The 16,914-nt window shown below is 34.5% G+C and carries 16 protein-coding genes; 3 read left to right on the forward strand and 13 right to left on the reverse strand.

Going from position 1 to position 16,914, the window contains the following annotated elements:
- Positions 1-9: 9 nt before the first annotated feature.
- The 7 genes from FD26_RS00565 to FD26_RS00595 all read right to left on the reverse strand — a co-directional run bounded on the left by FD26_RS00565 (position 10) and on the right by FD26_RS00595 (position 9,764).
- Positions 10-990 (reverse strand): aliphatic sulfonate ABC transporter substrate-binding protein, encoded by a 981-nt coding sequence (locus FD26_RS00565; RefSeq protein WP_057866501.1) that lies wholly within the window; start codon positions 988-990, stop codon positions 10-12.
- Complete coding sequence (locus FD26_RS00570) at positions 987-2,504, reverse strand: AMP-binding protein (protein ID WP_057866502.1); 1,518 nt, start codon at positions 2,502-2,504, stop codon at positions 987-989. Before FD26_RS00570 ends, FD26_RS00565 begins: the two co-directional genes overlap by 4 nt.
- Complete coding sequence (locus FD26_RS00575; RefSeq protein WP_082596202.1) at positions 2,461-3,666, reverse strand: acyltransferase; 1,206 nt, start codon at positions 3,664-3,666, stop codon at positions 2,461-2,463. The genes FD26_RS00570 and FD26_RS00575 overlap by 44 nt, the downstream gene beginning before the upstream one ends.
- A gap of 255 nt (positions 3,667-3,921) precedes the next feature.
- Positions 3,922-4,119 carry a glycosyl hydrolase family 65 domain-containing protein gene (locus FD26_RS00580; RefSeq protein ID WP_057866503.1) on the reverse strand — a complete coding sequence of 66 codons (198 nt, stop codon included), beginning with the start codon at positions 4,117-4,119 and terminating at the stop codon, positions 3,922-3,924.
- A complete protein-coding gene (locus tag FD26_RS00585; protein ID WP_057866504.1) occupies positions 4,094-6,232 on the reverse strand; it encodes a glycoside hydrolase family 65 protein in 2,139 nt (712 codons plus the stop codon). The genes FD26_RS00580 and FD26_RS00585 overlap by 26 nt, the downstream gene beginning before the upstream one ends.
- Positions 6,233-6,523: 291 nt before the next feature.
- Entirely contained in the window at positions 6,524-7,333 is an 810-nt protein-coding gene (locus FD26_RS00590; RefSeq protein WP_057866505.1) for an SDR family NAD(P)-dependent oxidoreductase, read from the reverse strand.
- A 100-nt stretch (positions 7,334-7,433) separates the two neighbouring features.
- On the reverse strand, positions 7,434-9,764 hold the full coding sequence (locus tag FD26_RS00595) for a glycoside hydrolase family 65 protein (protein WP_057866506.1): 2,331 nt from the start codon (positions 9,762-9,764) through the stop codon (positions 7,434-7,436).
- Positions 9,765-9,943: 179 nt separating this feature from the next.
- Here FD26_RS00595 and FD26_RS00600 point away from each other — a divergent pair, with 179 nt between their 5' ends.
- Positions 9,944-10,177, forward strand: a complete 234-nt coding sequence (locus FD26_RS00600; RefSeq protein WP_057866507.1) for a hypothetical protein — start codon at positions 9,944-9,946, stop codon at positions 10,175-10,177.
- A 104-nt stretch (positions 10,178-10,281) separates the two neighbouring features.
- Here FD26_RS00600 and FD26_RS00605 read toward each other — a convergent pair whose 3' ends face one another.
- Positions 10,282-10,536: a RodZ family helix-turn-helix domain-containing protein gene (locus FD26_RS00605; RefSeq protein WP_057866508.1), complete on the reverse strand. Its 255-nt coding sequence runs from the start codon at positions 10,534-10,536 to the stop codon at positions 10,282-10,284.
- 153 nt (positions 10,537-10,689) lie between these two features.
- On the opposite strand from FD26_RS00605, the gene FD26_RS00610 reads away from it, so the two are divergent.
- Positions 10,690-10,914 carry a helix-turn-helix transcriptional regulator gene (locus FD26_RS00610; protein WP_057866509.1) on the forward strand — a complete coding sequence of 75 codons (225 nt, stop codon included), beginning with the start codon at positions 10,690-10,692 and terminating at the stop codon, positions 10,912-10,914.
- 986 nt (positions 10,915-11,900) lie between these two features.
- Here the strand turns inward: FD26_RS00610 and FD26_RS00615 are convergent.
- Positions 11,901-12,389, reverse strand: a complete 489-nt coding sequence (locus tag FD26_RS00615; protein ID WP_057866510.1) for a hypothetical protein — start codon at positions 12,387-12,389, stop codon at positions 11,901-11,903.
- A gap of 256 nt (positions 12,390-12,645) precedes the next feature.
- Between FD26_RS00615 and FD26_RS00620 the strand changes: the two genes are divergently transcribed.
- The gene (locus FD26_RS00620; protein ID WP_057866511.1) at positions 12,646-13,221 is read left to right on the forward strand and encodes a sugar O-acetyltransferase; all 576 of its coding nucleotides are present in this window, start codon (positions 12,646-12,648) and stop codon (positions 13,219-13,221) included.
- Positions 13,222-13,351: 130 nt separating this feature from the next.
- Here FD26_RS00620 and FD26_RS00625 read toward each other — a convergent pair whose 3' ends face one another.
- The 4 genes from FD26_RS00625 to FD26_RS00640 form a co-directional block, all read right to left on the reverse strand.
- Positions 13,352-13,960: an NAD(P)H-binding protein gene (locus FD26_RS00625; protein WP_057866512.1), complete on the reverse strand. Its 609-nt coding sequence runs from the start codon at positions 13,958-13,960 to the stop codon at positions 13,352-13,354.
- Positions 13,961-14,095: 135 nt separating this feature from the next.
- On the reverse strand, positions 14,096-15,157 hold the full coding sequence (locus FD26_RS00630; protein ID WP_057866513.1) for a baeRF8 domain-containing protein: 1,062 nt from the start codon (positions 15,155-15,157) through the stop codon (positions 14,096-14,098).
- 175 nt (positions 15,158-15,332) lie between these two features.
- Positions 15,333-16,178, reverse strand: coding sequence for an aldo/keto reductase (locus FD26_RS00635; protein WP_057866514.1), 846 nt, complete (start codon positions 16,176-16,178; stop codon positions 15,333-15,335).
- Positions 16,179-16,240: 62 nt separating this feature from the next.
- Positions 16,241-16,783, reverse strand: a complete 543-nt coding sequence (locus tag FD26_RS00640) for a GNAT family N-acetyltransferase (RefSeq protein WP_057866515.1) — start codon at positions 16,781-16,783, stop codon at positions 16,241-16,243.
- Positions 16,784-16,914 lie beyond the last annotated feature (131 nt).

The following is a 16,914-nucleotide window of genomic DNA, read 5'->3' on the forward strand; positions in this document are numbered from 1 at the left end:
TTATATTCATTATTTATAATCTCCTGAATCTTCAATTTTAACTTTATTCTCAATCAAATTTTCTGAGTAAAACAGATCAGCAATTTGTTGTTCTTCTTTTGCATAAGTGCTATTCATAGCACTTATACCATAGGTTCTTCGCTCGACCATTTTCTTAACGACTGCTTTAGAAACCTTTAATGATTTACTCATCATCGTTATGAGCTCGTTATGATTCTTATTAGCCCATTGCATATCTTCTTCCAAATACTTGATTAAATACTTTGAAACATCCGTATGTGATTTTGCATAACTCTGCATTGCCAAAACATAATCACGATTGTTCGTAATACCAACGCCGTTGGTCAATAATTTGGCATTTTGCGTCAATTCTGCTTGAGAAGTATAAGGATCCCAAGTCGCCCAGGCATCGACTTTTCCTTTTGAAAAGGCAACGCTGGCACTGGACTGATCCATATTGACCCAAGTAATATCACTAACACTTAATCCAGCCTTCTTCAAAGCAGCTAGTAGCATATACTGTGAACTGGTTCCTTTAGTGTAGGCAACTTTCTTACCCTTCAGAGCCTTGATCGAATCAATACTAGAAGATTTTTTAACCAAAATTCCTGATCCTTTAGCTTTAGATGATCCTGCTGCCACGTAAGTTAATTTTGTGCCCGTTGATAAGGCCGAAACTGGTGGCGTATCTCCGGTTCTTGCATAATTAATGCTGCCAGCTTTTAAAGCCTGCATGAGTGAATTTCCATCTTGAAATTCTTTCCAAACTACCTTATAGCCTTTGGCCTGCATTTTCTTGGAAAATTCACCACGTTCTTTGGCAATATCAAATGGATCGCCCTTTTGATAACCGATTGTTACGGTCTGCAAATCCGAACTTGTAGCTGCACCAGCATCTGTTTGTTTAAAGCCATAGACAGCAATTGCCGCCCAAAAAACTAATACTAAACTAATAAGAATTTTTTTGAAACGTCGCTTCTTTTTGTTCATCCAACTCTCCCAACTAATGTTGACATAACTTGTTCACGTAGTTTCAAACGAACAACTTTTCCAGTCGCATTTCTAGGATAATCATTTACAAAAAAGATTCGGGTCGGCTGTTCATATTTGGCTAAAGTTGCCTTAGCATGAGCTATTATTTTTTGTCGTTCTAGGTCTTCCGACTGCAATCCTTGACTAATAACAACTGCTGTTACGGCCTCTCCATAAAGTGTATCAGGAGTGCCAATTACTGAAACTTCTTTAATAAAGTTTAATTGACTCAATGAGTTCTCGACCTGAGCAGGAGCTACTTTTTCACCGCCACGATTGATAATATCTTTCTTACGACCTTTGACGAATAGATATCCATCTTCATCGAAATAACCAATATCGCCTGTTAAAAACCAACCATTTTCGAATGCTTCTGGATGCGGATCTAAATAATCATTAATAACATGATCCCCACGAACGACTATTTCACCAATCTGATTATTAGTTTTTACAATTTCACCGTCATTCATAATTGCCACATCAGTCTTAAAGGCTTTACCTGCTGAACCCACTTTTGGGGCATTGAATGGATTGATTGTACATTGACTAGCAGTTTCAGTCATACCATATCCTTCAAGGATTTGGGTGTGAAAACGAGTTTGAAAAGCGGTTAATTTATCAAGTGGTAAAGCAAATGATGAGCATCGTACAAAACGTAACTTAATATCATTTCGATAGCTTTCATTGGCTTTTTGATTAATTAACAAAATGTTTATTATTGTCGGAACTACTGAAACCCAAGTAACTTCATTATCTCGAATTTGATTCCAGAACTGTGAGGCACTAAATTTTTGAGCAATCACTAACTTGCCACCGGACAAACGTGTTGCCAAAATTGAAACGGCCTGAGCATTGATATGAAACATAGGCATAACAACCATTGTCGTGTCAGCAGCCGTCATCTGATGGCTTTCAATATCATGTTCTACTCCATTTAACAACAATCTATGGGTCAATCCCACTCGCTTCGGCTTACCAGTTGTACCTGAAGTATTCATGACTAATGCCAAATCATCTTCATCCGGTATAGATGCATCATGTCCCATTAAATTTCGGTCTCGAATAATATGCAATAAAGAATAGGTCTGTAAATGTAGCGCCGTTACAATTGCAATTCGATCATCTAAAACCACATTTACTAATTCTTCTCCTACAATTGATGCCACATAGTCGTGTTCATTTAACTCTTCTTGTAATTCTCTTTCCGGCGTCGTTGCTGCAATTGGATGCATAACCGCTCCAACTTCCCAAATTGCTTGAGTAATAACTGGGTAGGCGGCCGTATTAGGCAAACAAACTAAAACTACATCGCCACGACCAACATGCAATTCTAAAAGTTCATCGCGAAGCATGCGTACATCATCAGCTATTTCATAGCCGTTGAACCATTTCTTTGAAGCTATATCTTTGATGATATTTTCATTAATATTATTCTCTAATTGCTTGTTTAATTGATTTGTTATTTTTGACATTTTCTCTTGCTCCTTTAGTTTTACTAATGTGCCACTGTGGTCGTCCAATAAGTACTCCAAACGGAGGAACTTTATAACAGAACCACGAAATTAAAAATGCCCCACCTAAAACAAATGCATATCCCACTGGCAGTAATAATAATGTCACGATTGAAGGTAGTTTAACAATGCTCAACATTCCATATAAAAGTGTTAGAGGAATTGTTTGAACTAAATAAATCCCAAAGGAAACTTTCGACATATTTTTTATTATCCGATCAAACCACATAGGTAAACCACGATTTCTTGCATGAGCATATTGTCGTCCTATCCAAAAGACAAATGTGATCATAAACGTATCGTAAATAAAAATATAAGGTTGATGAATTGATTCAGTTGCACCTATGCTGAGTTTTAAAATATTCAAATTACCAAAGAATAAGGCTACTGTACCAATTGCTAAGACTAACGTTGCCCAACCTATCACACGATGATTTTTTTCTATAAACCGATCGACTTCATCATAATGAATAGCTACAAACGCACCAGCAATGAAATAGAATTGATAAACTAATACATTCATGCCATATGCTCTAAATAGATACCACCAGCTGTCACGATTAATGCCTGGTAACCAATACTTGATCCCAATCACTAACAGTAATTGCACAATTGCACTCGTTATTAAAATAGCTAAATGATGGTCTGGCAACTTTTTGAATATATAAACAATTAATGGAAAAATTAAATACAACTGAAAAGTTACCAAAATGTAGTACATATAATACTTATTGCCATGAATCACGGCATCAGTAAGATTTTTAAAATAGTTGGGCCAATTCAGTGCTACTCCCGCCGTTATCGTCGTAAACCACATGATAATAGCATTCCATCCCAGATAGGGAATTCCTACACTGAGATAACGCTTCTTCCAAAAACCCAACCAATGATTTTCTCTATTGTAATAATTCAATACCAAAACGAGACCAGTCATGAACATAAAACCCATTCTCGTAAAATGAAGCGCTAAGTGAGTTGCTTCTAAAAAAAGCTCACTACCCGAACCGCTGCCAACATTATTTTTAAAAGCTGTCGTTAAATGATTCAGTAACACGCCACCGATAAAAATAACACGCATCAAGTCCACTTCATGCAGATATTTTTTCTTTTTAGCTTCTGCCAAGACCTCACCTCAATTACATATTTACGCTTCAAAAGCATACATAAGTTATAGCATCCCAACTACATCAAGGTCTTGATGATTCAATAAGGTTAATATAAGAAAAACTTAGAGAACAAAAATGGAATGCTATGACATAAACGTGCAACAGAACTCTGTTTCTTCCGTTTAACAGCAAAAAGGCACAATATTCATAATACGAATATTGTGCCTTTTGATGTTAGTACTCGAAAACTACCTGAGTTCCGTCATACTCTTCTATTTTTTTAAAGGAATTTCCATTTTCTCTTGTGGCTCGATCTGATAATTTTGACCGTAATTTATAAATTGAAGTTTCTTATTAGATAAAATCGAAAAATTATCGTGTGTTACGTGAATTCTAACCTTAGCTCCTCGCCAATTGATCATAAATTTGAGCGACGTCCACGTATCAGGAATGTGTGGCTGTATTAACAACTCTCACACCCCCAAAGCCTTCAACAATAACATTCCAAATTCCACCCATAGATGCCATGTGTGTGCCTTTAACAGATGAATCCATGTTCATTCCTAAATCAACTTGACATGACTTTTCAAAATACTCAAAAGCTTTATCGTATAATCCTAAATCATTAGCCAAAATGGCATGAGGCGAATAAGATAATGAGGAATCGTGCGTTGTCTTAGGTTCATAATAATCCCAATTTTTTTGAATAACTTCTTTAGAGAAAAGTTCTTCAAAACATAGCATCATTAATAAAACATCTGGTTGTTTAGTCACTTGCATGCGGTCCAATTGTTTAAGGTCAAAATCTTTGAATATTTCCGAAACGTCTTCTACATCTTTTTCAGCATTTTTATACTTAGTTACATCTATTATTTTATAAGAAAGATAATTATCATCTTGCGGAATTATTTGGTCGTCATTAGGTTTAGGAACATACATCATCGAAGCTTTTTGAATCAAAGCTTTAAATAATTCTGATAAACTAAGCTTTTGATTCAGTTGATCATAAATTGTTGTATTTTCTTGACGCAATTTGGCTATAATATCAGCGCCATATTCCATACACCAATGTGCAATATAATTCGTAAAAGCATCATTGGAAACATGTTCTTTATACTCATCAGGACCAATAACATCAGTAATCTCATAGCGATTTTTTTCATTGTTCCATTCAACACGACTAGCCCAAAACTTGGCACATTGCAAAATTATTTCATAACCCATTCGATTTGCAAAAGATTGATCGCCAGTAGCTTTTAAGTATCGCATAACTCCGTAAGCCACATCGCCTGTAACATGTTGTTCTAGAAAACCTGAAAGAATTTTCATTGGCTGACCGGTAACAATATCGGCATTTCCCCAAATAGGTGCCGATTCTGCATCTTCAGGCATAGCAGCTTCCCAAGGATATTGAGCACCATGAAATCCACCTTGATGAGCCTTTCTCTTAGCACCAATCAAACTTAGATAGCGATATTCCAGAAGTTCATAGGCTTTTTGAGGCAAAGTAAAAATAAAGTACGGTAGCATGAACATTTCAGTGTCCCAAAAAGTGTGTCCTTTATAGCCTTCTCCCGTCATTCCCTTAGCTCCAATATTCATTTCAAAATCATGAGGAGTATTGGCAATCAATTGATATCGAGCAAAATTAATAGCAATCTGGGGTTTGTTATTATGTGCTGAAATTTCTACATAACTTTTATTCCAATACTTTTTATTCCATACTTCACTCGACTCCAACATCAGCGAAGCATAGCTCAAGCGACTTATTTTTTTCAAATTAGCTAACGAATCGGCTGAAACATTTATCTTTAAATCTCTATCCTTGCTGGTATAAATATTGGCATATTTAACTACTGATAAAGTCTGTTCTTTATCTAAATCGACTGAATAATTAGCATATACTTGTCGACGATTTAGTTTAAGATGTGGATTTAAACTCAATTCCTTTTTATTAAGATAAAGTCGATGATACTCTGTCAAAGCAAATTTAACCTTAGACTCTTGAGTTCGGGTTTGCATTTGAATAAAACGCGCATTGAAAAGCCGTTTTGTTCCTTCAATTAAGTGTTGAGTTCCTTCATTAGTCTGTTGACCGTCAATGCCCGATTTAATTTGTATTCTGACGTTATTAGCTAAAGGTGTAATTTCTACTTTGGATACAAACAAATGTAAATGAGCCATCGAAACAAATCTTCTAAATTTTAACTTATATTCATTTCCTTCAAATTTCCAAATAAAGGATCGAGTCATTTCCCCATTTCTAATATTAAAACTTCGTTGAAAATTGGACACCTGCCCATGATTCAGTTTCAATACGTGACCGTCCACTTTAATCTCAAAGTTGACAATGTCAGGCAAATTAGGCAATTCCGTTGCTTCATCCTCATATTTATCAAATGTGCCTAAAACAAACATGTCACGTTTTTCTTCCATGTAATGCTCTTCAACAGAACTACGAATACCAAAATAACCGTTCCCCTGAAACATTAATGATTCCAATTTATTTAAATGATCGATATCAGGTGTATTCCTTCCAATCCACCAATCATCATCAGGCTTAGTAACTACACCGAATAACATAAAAATCCACCTCCTTCGGTTTATTTTATGTTTAAACATATATTATTTCACACATAATATAATCTTTTTCCCCAAATAGCAACAAAAAAGGGACGGTGACATCTGTTTTATTAATAGAAATTTGCAGCATAAACGTGCAGCAGAACTCAGTTTCTTCCGTTTAACAGCAAAAAGCGCAATATTCATTAATACGAATATTGCGCTTTTTATGTTAGTACTCGGAAACTACCAAGTTCTGTCACACTCTCTTTTATATTTATTATCATATTTTCAATATAGTAATAAATAGTTTTATTTCATTAGTTTTGTTAAAACATTTCGATAGATATTGGGCATGGTTTTAGCAATCATTACCATCCCGTGATCGACTAATGAATGATAATATCTGCGTTTAGGATGTATATCAGTTGCTGCTTTATAAAACACTTGTGCCAATTGCTCTGAAGTTGCACCTGTTCCAATTTCAGAAAACAATTGTTCAACTTTATCTACTAATCCATCATAAGGCGAATTTTCGACCAAGTTTTTTCGAGCATTTTCAAATGCAATTTTGCTCCATTCGGATTTTGTAAGTCCTGGCTGAACTACTACTGAGCGAATACCAAAGTTTCTTACTTCTGAATCTAAGACGTCACTCCACATATTCAAACTGGCTTTAGTAGCGTGATACCAGCCCCCTAAAGGACTGTATACATCTGCCCCAATAGAAGAAATATTAACGATCCGACCGAAACCTTGCTGTCTCATCATTGGCAAAACCAATTGTGTTACTTGCCCTACCGCAAAAAGATTAACTTCAAATTGTTTCTTAGCATTAGCAATAGGCACTTCTTCCAAAGGACCATATTCACCATAGCCAGCGTTATTAATTAGGACATCAATTTGGCCCTGCTCACTGATGGCTCGATCAACTAGACTTCGAATCGATATCTTATCAGTAACATCTAAAACTTGCGTATGTATGCCGGCTTCGTTTAATTCCACTAATTTATTAACCCTTCGTGCACCACCATAAACTTCAAAACCTTGTTTTTTAAAGTATAAAGCACTGGCACGTCCCATACCTGAAGAAATACCTGTGATAATCACAACCCTAGTCATAAAATTTCCTCCAAACCATTATTACTTCCTATTCTAACGTATCCTACCTAAATTAATTGAAAATAAAAAATAACATCGAATTATCGACGTTATTTTATTATTAAATTTCAGTCTTTACGGAAACTTCTACTGTAATTTCTGAATCAGCTGGGACACGATAAATTTGTTTATGGCTAACAAACTCAATTTCCGGTCCACTAACAGCCACTATCATTTGTCCGGGAATAACTTTTACATGCACCAAACTCTCTTGCCAATTAATTTGATATTCCATACCATGCCAGTCCTTTGGTAAAGCTGGTTCAATTCGCAACTGACCATTTTCAATTCGTAATCCGCCAAACCCTTCTACCGTCATATTCCAAATTCCGCCACAAGCAGCCATATGAATTCCTTGAGCTGCCTTTCCAATATGAACGCCCAGATCAATTTCACAGGCTTTTTCATAGAAACGATAAGCTGCACTGCTTAATCCTAAATCATTAGCCAATATCGCATGAGTTGATAATGATAAAGAAGAATCATGAGTTGTTCGCGGTTCATAATAGTTCCAATTATCGGCTTTTATCTCATCGCTGAACATGTCTTCAAACAAATAGATCAGTAACAAAACATCAGCCTGTTTAGTGACTTGCATTTTATTAATTTGAGCCAGATTATAATCTTTGAAGACATCACTAACTTGGTTATTAGCTTGATATCTTGTAACATCAATTTCTTCTCTTTGGAGATACTTATCATCCTCAGGAATAATGCCATCCTGATTAGGACGTGGCAAATAAATTTTATTAACTCTTTCCAACCAATCAGGATATTCATTCTCTAAATTCATTTTTGTATTTAATTTTTCATAAATATCCGGATGCTCTTTTAGAAGAAATTCATAAACTTTTATACCACTTTGCAGACACCACTGAGCTGTGTAATTAGTAAAAGCATTGTTATCTGCATGCTCTTTATATTCGTCGGGTCCAATAACATCAGTTATTTCATATCGATCATGATCTTGGTCATACTCTAAACGACTAGACCAAAACTTAGCTACATCGAGAATCATTTCATAACCCATTTTCTCAGCAAACTCTTGATCTCCAGTAGCATTCAAATATTCCATGACCGCAATCACGACATCACTTGTTACGTGCTGTTCAATGAATCCCGACCAGATTTTCATCGATTCTCCAGTCACAATATCAGCTGATCCCCATAATGGCGCTGTTTCTCCTTCTTCAACAATCGCAGCTTCCCAAGGAAATTGAGCTCCTCGATAATTATTAGCTTGGGCCTTCTTATGTGCTCCAGCCAAGCCCAAATAGCGATACGTCAATAGATCTCTAGCAATATTAGGCATCGTAAAAATATAGTAAGGTAACATGAATATTTCTGTATCCCAAAAAGTGTGCCCTTTGTAGCCTTCACCAGTAATACCTTTAGCACCAATATTCATTCGTGGATCTCGAGGTGTATTAACCGCCAACTGATATCGAGCAAAGTTAATTGCCGTCTGAGGTCTGATATCTTCGGAATCTATTTCAACAAAACTTTTCTGCCATACTTCTTTGTTCCAAACCTTAGTTGATGTCTGTAAAAGTTCACGATAGCTCTTTTTACAATTGTCTTTTAATTTTATGATTGATTGTGTAGCTAACTCCTTAGTCTTAATATCTTGGTCCAAACTAGTATAGACATTGCTATATTTAACCAAAGTAAAGGTCTGGTCTCGATTTAAATTCAAATCATAATTACCAAAAATCTGGCGACGTCCCATCTTTATATAAGGTCTAATATTTAATAAAACATTGTCGACATATACCTTATGACGAACATTGAAGACAAACTTAATATGAGATTGCTGTGTTTCTTCTACCAATTGAATAAATCTATCTTCATATAATCGCTTATCCCCTTCCATTAGATGCTGCGTAGCACTGTTTGTTTGTTGACCATCAATTCCCGATCTGATCTGTATATTTAAGTTATCTTGATCTGATGATATTTCTACCTTAGAAACTATTAAATGTTTATCCTTCATCGACACAAATCGACTGAATTTAAAGAAAACCTTTTTGCCATTGATGATCCAAGTAAATATTCGAACCAACTCTCCATTTTTTAAATTCAAATATTTATGATATTTTTCAATCCGACCATCTCTTAAAGACAAAACCTGGTTATCAATTACTATTTCCATATTAATCAAATCTGGTAAATTTGGTAACTCTGTAACTTCTCCTGGATACTCATCAAAAGTTCCGGCAACGAACATATTGCGCCTCTCATCGAGCTGACGCTCTTCTGAAACGGCTCGAATGCCCAAATAGCCATTTCCTTGTGCCATCAAGGACTCTACTTTATTAAGTAAAAATTGATCATAATTATCAGTTCCGATATACCAACTATTTTTCTTATCTGTATCTACACAAAATTTCATTTATCTTCGTCCAATCAATTAAATTTTGTTTCAATACTGGTAATGCTGAAACATGTTTAAACTTCCTCGAATATATTGTAAGCGATTTCATATAAAAACAAAAGAAAAAGTTCCCAAAGTACAGCACACTGTGCTTTCCAGAAAAGGTGTGTACCAAAAAAGAAAGGAGACTAACAATCATGAAACTGAATAGTCAATACACATTATCTGGAGTTCAGTTTGCCACTACTAACGATTTTAAGGAGGTTATCAAAGGTTCCGAAATATCCTACCAATATCATAATAAGAACTATCGAGGTATAGTTACTGCTGTTGATCACGTATCTAATTTCCAAAACTACCATCTGGAAAGTGGCAATTTAGTAATTTTTAGTGATACTCAACCGGATCAGTTTATTATTTTACAGAAATAAAAAAAGAGGCAATACATCAAACCAACTGATGTATTGCCTCTTTTTTTCTCATCTGTACTTCTAAGCAGTAGTTTTAACCCACCAACCCATCAACTCTGGGTAGTTTATTTACGACTATTACTCTCTTTAAGATTCTTCAAAATTAATTCACTCAATTCATTCAAGTCAAATCCATACAAACTTGCTAAAACAAATAATAGTTCGCCATCAACAATCTTATTTTTATCAGTTTCAATTGCACTCAAAACTGACGTCGATGTCGAAAAGTTATAGTCTTTGCGCACAGTATCTACAACTTGTTGTAAAGTCATTTCTTTGAAAAATCTTTTGGTACGTAAATACCTTCCAATTGTCATCATATGCTAAACACAACCTATACCTTTCATATATAATATTTTAACTTAAAATATGATTTTTCCAAAATTATTATTGAAAAAATTGTATTTTTAGTCTAACATTAGTTCTATTCCTAAGTTAAGGAAAATTATTTGAACAGGGGATTTTACTCAATCATGTACAATAATCAATACCTCAAGGCCTATTTCACTTTGAAGAATATTAAACAAGACAGTATAGCTAAACTACTCGACAAATCTACTTCCACTATCCGTAGAAAGTCTGATAACTTAGGTTTTACTCAAAAAGAGATCATCCAGATTCATCAAAAATATAACATTCCTATTGAGGCATTCTTTTATGACAGTACTAAAGTTAATGATACCAACAGTTTCTTATAGAAACCTTAACTGAATTATTTAAAATTAGCTGTTAATTTCATAAAATACCATTGAACTTTTTCCCTAGAAAAGTTCCCAAAGTTTACAGAACAGTTGATTTTAAAATATACTTAACTTGAAAAACCAGCCAAATAACATTATACAAGGGTCCATGTTAGAAAGAAAAATAAAACGATTCACAAAAGTCAAAATTGCTCAATCTTTTGCAATTGTGTTGGAAACCATTAGGATAAAGCGTCTCAACAATAATACCTAATCTCTTGCTATTAATAATGAACTTAAAACAGCAAAAATGGCTCCTAACTTTCATTTATAAAATCATTATTAAATTTCTATATCCTATTATAATGTTTTACTCATAAAACCACTACAATAAATTTTAATTTTGGGTTTTATATTCAAAAAAAGATTCATTGCGACTAACATCAATTCTTACTCAAACTTGGTTATAGCGTGAGCTAATATTAATTGATGTGGTTGAAATATGCCATCGTCCGCAAAAAATCTGTGGGCCACTGGAACGTGGTGGACACGACTTAGAGCTAAGTAGAATGTCACCACTGAGGGCCCACAGATTTTTTACTACCGATTAGGTCCCTGGTTCTAATATTATTGAACAAAATAGTAAATAAAAAAACTGCCACTATTAAGAAACCCAAGCATAGATATATGTCTGGAATACCTAATAGTGGCAGTTTTTATCTGTTATTTAAATTTTACAATAATTAATGAATAAAGTAGGAATCAGTCCGGAGCAAAAATTGGGAATGCGTTCAGCTATGAGATCATTGTTAGCGGCTTTGCCGGTTACAATGAGGCCGAGTTTGGAAATCCATTATTTTACACTTCGTGTAAAATAATTAGTTTCAAATCGGCCCATAGCGTTCCAACAGCATTTCCAATTTTTGTGGAGGACGGGAATTTAAAATACTCACGCTATAACCAAACTTGAAAAAGAGACCAAACATCTGTCACACTGAATCTTTTTATTTTGCAATATCTTGCTGTAATTGTGTTAATTGTCCATCATTTGACAGCTTTTGATATTGTTGATAAGCCTGATACCAATTACCGTCACTGATAGCTTTTCTTAATCCGCTATAACTATCATCAGAAAATATTTCCTGAGCTGCTTTTTGCGCTTGCTCTTTAGATAATGAAGAAGAATCAGCAATTAAATTAGCGGCTTTATCTTGATCATTAGCAGCAGACATTATCTGTGACATTTTCTTTTTTCCGAGAATAGAAGCAGCCCGATCAATCTTTTTATCCTTTGTTGCATCTCCATTCTTTTTGGATTTAACTTTTTTAACTAACTCTGACTTCACAACTTTATCGCTCGCTGTATCATTTCCAGTTACGTTTCGAATAGCATTGTTCAGTGGGAAGAAAAATACTACCCCTAGCATTAATATCACTATAATTGTAACCAATGTAATAATTAATGGCTTTTTGCTTCTTTTATTATGACGCATATAAACACCCTTTTCTTATGGATATATTAACACTTTCTTTTTTTAAACAATTACCCTTTTAACTCATGTTTTGCTAGTATGTCACTAAAAATACTTGGATTCAATCCTTTTCCATAACTAATTTTTCATAAAATATATTAGCTAAAAGATAAAGTTCAATAGAAACATTGTTAACTTTATGAACCCACGTTTAATAGGATATTTTGCACGGTATGATATGCTTGTTATATAACTTAATTAGGAGATGCTTATTAGAATGGATATTGAACAAGATCCTGCGTATCAGCAAATGATAAATGGAGAACTTTATCTAGAATCCAAACCACTAGCTGATTTGAGAAATGATGTACGGACTAAATTAATGAAATACAATCGAATTTCTGAAAATGAGGAACGTAATTCTAAAATAAAGAGTTTAATGAAGTCTGTCGGTAATAGATTCTTTGTTGAACCGACAATTTATTTCAGCTATGGCGTCAATATTACAATTGGTGATCATTTTTATGCTAATCACGATGTAATGCTTTGTGACGAAGGTAAGATCACTATTGGTAATGATGTTAAATTTGGCCCCAAGGTTGGTCTATACACACCACAACATCCCTTAGATCCAGCCGTTCGTAGAACTGAAGCCGAAAGAGTTTCACCAATTACTATCGGTAACGACGTTTGGGTTGGTGGTGGAGCAAGTATTCTTCCAGGCGTTACGCTAGGTAATAATGTCATTGTTGGTGCTGGTTCTGTCGTTACTCATTCATTCCCTGACAATGTTATCGTTGTCGGCAATCCTGCTAAAATATTACGAGAAAACAAACCCGTCAAAAAAGACTAAAGGGTTGTGACATAACTGTTTTATAAATAAAATTTACAGCAAAAAGCACAATATTCATAATACGAATATTGTGCTTTTATGTTAATATTCGAAAACTACCTGAGCTTTGTTACGCTCTTTTTTCAACAATTTAAGCCTTACGACTAATAGCTAAATTATCACGAGCACCCAATTTATCATCGTGAGCTAGACGAACAATAAGATCAGCAACACTGCCCCGAGAAACTTCATCTTCCACCGCTGGAACACCATTGTGCGTTATCTCGTAGTTATCAATATCTTCTCCATCGTCTAACCAACTAAGACGAACGATTGTATAATTCAAGTCAGATTCACCTATAACGTCATTCACTTGTTTATAGGGGGCTAAAATTTCATCCTCAGTCAAATTACCTGAGGCTCCTGTAGTAGTAGGAATTTCATTGCTTGTTCCCATTGAAGTTAAGAAAATTAACCTTTTTACTCTATTTTTATCCATGCTATCAATGATTTTTTGAATCAAACGTTCCTCATTGCTATCAAGAGTCACTAACACTACATCCATTCCTGTCATAGCATCATTTAAGATACCTTCATCAATAATGTCTCCTTGAAATACACGCTCACGACTTTCATCAATTGTTAAAAGACCTGTATAACGTGCCATCAAAGTAATATTATCATCAGTTTTGTTCAAAAAATACTTAGCTGCGATTTGGCCCATTGAACTAGTAGCGCCAATAATCAACACATTTTTCATGTTCCTCTGCCTCCGATTGTTTTACTTCTCTGTGTTACACGTCTATCCTAACCCTTTAAAGAATAAATAGTCACTTATAAGGTAAAAATAAAAAGCCTCGCTATTCCTGACTAAACCGGAATAACGAAGCCTATCTTAGTACAAAATAGCATTCATACTAGGATAACTATTGTCGTTTTGTAAATATAATACTCGACAATTGATTTTATTTATTAAGGATTTCAGCAACAATCTATTATGATCAACTGAATAAGAACTACCATCATTAAACGATACCAAAGATTTAACATCCTGATTGTCTAAAGCAATTTCAATTGTATTCAAATCATTCACAACTCGATTATTTTGATTAGCTACCTCTACTGTATGCTTTACCTTTTCAACATCAGCCACTTTTTCAAGGCTATAAAGTTCGGCTACTCGTTGAACTAACTCGGCATGCGATAGATTCATGACTGAACTATGAATTACGCCATTCACATAATTACCGTTCCCGTAAGAATTAAGATACACATCTAACACTTCTGGTAAGCCCGCCAAGATAAAGGTATCTCCACGTTCTTGGTGCATTTTACTTAACTCTTTATCCAAATATTGATAATAAATCACTTGATCCTTTTGCTGTTCCTCAGATTTTGTTCGATGACCATGATAGTTTACCCCGCCACCATAAGATCCTGAATTCAAATTAGAATTAGCATCAAAATCATCGTAATAGTCTGAAAATTTAGTATAAATTCCCTCTAATTCAACTTCTCTCAAACTATCGCCAGCAAAAACATTAATTCTATCACGACTGATATTAATCAAATAGTCAGCCTTAGAAATACTTTCCTCAGGTAACAATAAATCTTGGACCAAGAAAGTACTTCCAACATGTTCCTTAGCTAAAACCGTATGGTTCATTTGACAAACTTCTATAGCTTCATTGTTAGCATAAATAATCAAAGCCTTCTGTGAGCTGTTCCATAAACTACGATCTAAGATTAGGGCTTCCAAATTCTCAACTGCACTGTCCCACTCTCGACGTGGGTAGTTTAATTCTAGGTCTTTTTTTACATCTTTTAATAGATTTTTATAGGCAAGCAAATTACTTTCTGCTTGAGGAGTCTCAGGATGAATCGGTAAAATAATGCTGATTTTGGGTTCGACATCGGACGTTAAAATTTTCATTAAGTTATCGTTTATTGATCTCATAGTTCATCTCCTTATTTAAAATCTTATAGTCATCATTAGTATATTTTTATATTAGCATGATGCGGATACTTTGTCTAATAATTTCCATTCATTAAAAATCTATATAAAAACACCTAACGACTAAAAATTTAAATGTCGTTAGGTGCTTTTGTATTTAAAATTTAAAATCACTCAACTATCCCTGCGTAGGATTGTGGAAATGTGATGGTGCTGTATCTGGCATTGCATTCAAAGTCTTCATATCTTCATCACTGATTGCAAAGTCTAATTTAGTGTTGGCAACAATATGTTCTTTTTGAACCGCCTTTGGCAATGGCAATACACCATTTTGAATAACAAATTCAATTGCCAATTGTGGAACGCTGACATTATATTTTTCAGCAATTTTTAAAACGTCTTGGTTGTTAATCAAACCACCTGTAGCTAGTGGTGAATAAGCCTCAACTAAAATATCATTTTCCTTAGCAAATTCAGTGATTTTAGGTTCAGTAAATCCAATATAATATTGAATTTGATCAACCATTGGTTTTACTGTAGCTTCCTTCATAACATTCTTTAAATCATGAACATTAAAGTTGGAAACACCGATTGCTTTAACGCGACCAGACTGATAAATCTCCTCCATTGCACGCCATACATCGATATTTTCTTTATCATAATTAGTACCGATCTCACCCCATGGCCATGGAGCATGAACCAAATAAAGATCCAAATAGTCAACATCTAGATTTTTCATAGTTGTTTCAAAGTCTTTTAGTGCCCCGTCATAAGTCTTAGTTTCTGCGGGCAATTTGGATGTCACAAATAGATCCTCACGTTTAACGCCGGAATCCTTAATACCTTGTCCAACTTCTTTTTCATTCTCATAGACTAAAGCTGTATCAATATGTCTATATCCAGTGTCAATAGCATCCTTGACCGCTTGTCTAGCCTGACCAGCAGGTATTTGCCACGTACCGAATGCTACCTTAGGAATTTTTACACCATTATATATATCAAAAGTATCAGTTAACTTTGTCATAGAAAAGCTCCCTTCATTATGACAAAATGATACTCCCTTAAGTGTACTTCAAGTCAAATATTTTAACTCAATTGATCATATGGCTTAACTGCTTCCATTTCATCTAATCGGTCATTCAGAGTCTTTTGCATCCAAGTAACATCTAACCAATGATTAAATTTAAAACCTACTTTTTTAAAAGTTCCCACTTTCTTATAACCAAATTTTTCATGAAATTTAATACTATTAGTATTCTCTTCAGTAATACAGGCCATTAAATTAACTACACCTTGTTTCTTCAAAGCAGTTTCTAATGATTGATACAGTTTTGTTCCTAGGCCATGACCTTTATAGTTATAGTCAATATAGATACTAGCCTCAGCCATCCAAGCATAGGCTGCTCTGGGACCGTATAAATGGGCATAAGCATAACCCAAAATATTATTATCATCATCAACAGCCACTAAATAAGGAAAAGTTTCTGAAATATTTCGAATGCGTTGCTTAAAATTTTCCAAAGTAGGAATTACATCCTCAAAAGTAATTGTAGTTTTAGTTATATAAGGTGCATAAATATCTAACAAAGATTGTGCGTCTTTTTCAGTTGCTCGTCTAATACTTGTCATCAAAATACCCTCTCAATAAAAAGACTTAATAACTGAATATTTAACCACAGAATGAAAATATTTTAAAGCACAAAAAAAGAGGCCGATTTTATCGGTCTCTTTAAGTTAGCGTGGCAGCTCCCTATCCTCGC

It is taken from the genome of Companilactobacillus crustorum JCM 15951, assembly GCF_001434585.1.
Taxonomy (GTDB): domain Bacteria; phylum Bacillota; class Bacilli; order Lactobacillales; family Lactobacillaceae; genus Companilactobacillus; species Companilactobacillus crustorum.

Excerpts from the sequence above, each read along its gene's own strand:
- FD26_RS00640 (WP_057866515.1), bottom strand. The coding sequence starts at position 16,783 with ATGACAAGTATTAGACGAGCAACTGAAAAAGACGCACAATCTTTGTTA.
- FD26_RS00630 (WP_057866513.1), bottom strand. The coding sequence starts at position 15,157 with ATGAGATCAATAAACGATAACTTAATGAAAATTTTAACGTCCGATGTC.
- FD26_RS00615 (WP_057866510.1), bottom strand. The coding sequence starts at position 12,389 with ATGCGTCATAATAAAAGAAGCAAAAAGCCATTAATTATTACATTGGTT.
- FD26_RS00610 (WP_057866509.1), top strand. The coding sequence starts at position 10,690 with ATGTACAATAATCAATACCTCAAGGCCTATTTCACTTTGAAGAATATT.
- FD26_RS00570 (WP_057866502.1), bottom strand. The coding sequence starts at position 2,504 with ATGTCAAAAATAACAAATCAATTAAACAAGCAATTAGAGAATAATATT.
- FD26_RS00590 (WP_057866505.1), bottom strand. The coding sequence starts at position 7,333 with ATGACTAGGGTTGTGATTATCACAGGTATTTCTTCAGGTATGGGACGT.
- FD26_RS00585 (WP_057866504.1), bottom strand. The coding sequence starts at position 6,232 with ATGTTATTCGGTGTAGTTACTAAGCCTGATGATGATTGGTGGATTGGA.
- FD26_RS00565 (WP_057866501.1), bottom strand. The coding sequence starts at position 990 with ATGAACAAAAAGAAGCGACGTTTCAAAAAAATTCTTATTAGTTTAGTA.
- FD26_RS00635 (WP_057866514.1), bottom strand. The coding sequence starts at position 16,178 with ATGACAAAGTTAACTGATACTTTTGATATATATAATGGTGTAAAAATT.
- FD26_RS00600 (WP_057866507.1), top strand. The coding sequence starts at position 9,944 with ATGAAACTGAATAGTCAATACACATTATCTGGAGTTCAGTTTGCCACT.
- FD26_RS00620 (WP_057866511.1), top strand. The coding sequence starts at position 12,646 with ATGGATATTGAACAAGATCCTGCGTATCAGCAAATGATAAATGGAGAA.
- FD26_RS00605 (WP_057866508.1), bottom strand. The coding sequence starts at position 10,536 with ATGATGACAATTGGAAGGTATTTACGTACCAAAAGATTTTTCAAAGAA.
- FD26_RS00595 (WP_057866506.1), bottom strand. The coding sequence starts at position 9,764 with ATGAAATTTTGTGTAGATACAGATAAGAAAAATAGTTGGTATATCGGA.
- FD26_RS00625 (WP_057866512.1), bottom strand. The coding sequence starts at position 13,960 with ATGAAAAATGTGTTGATTATTGGCGCTACTAGTTCAATGGGCCAAATC.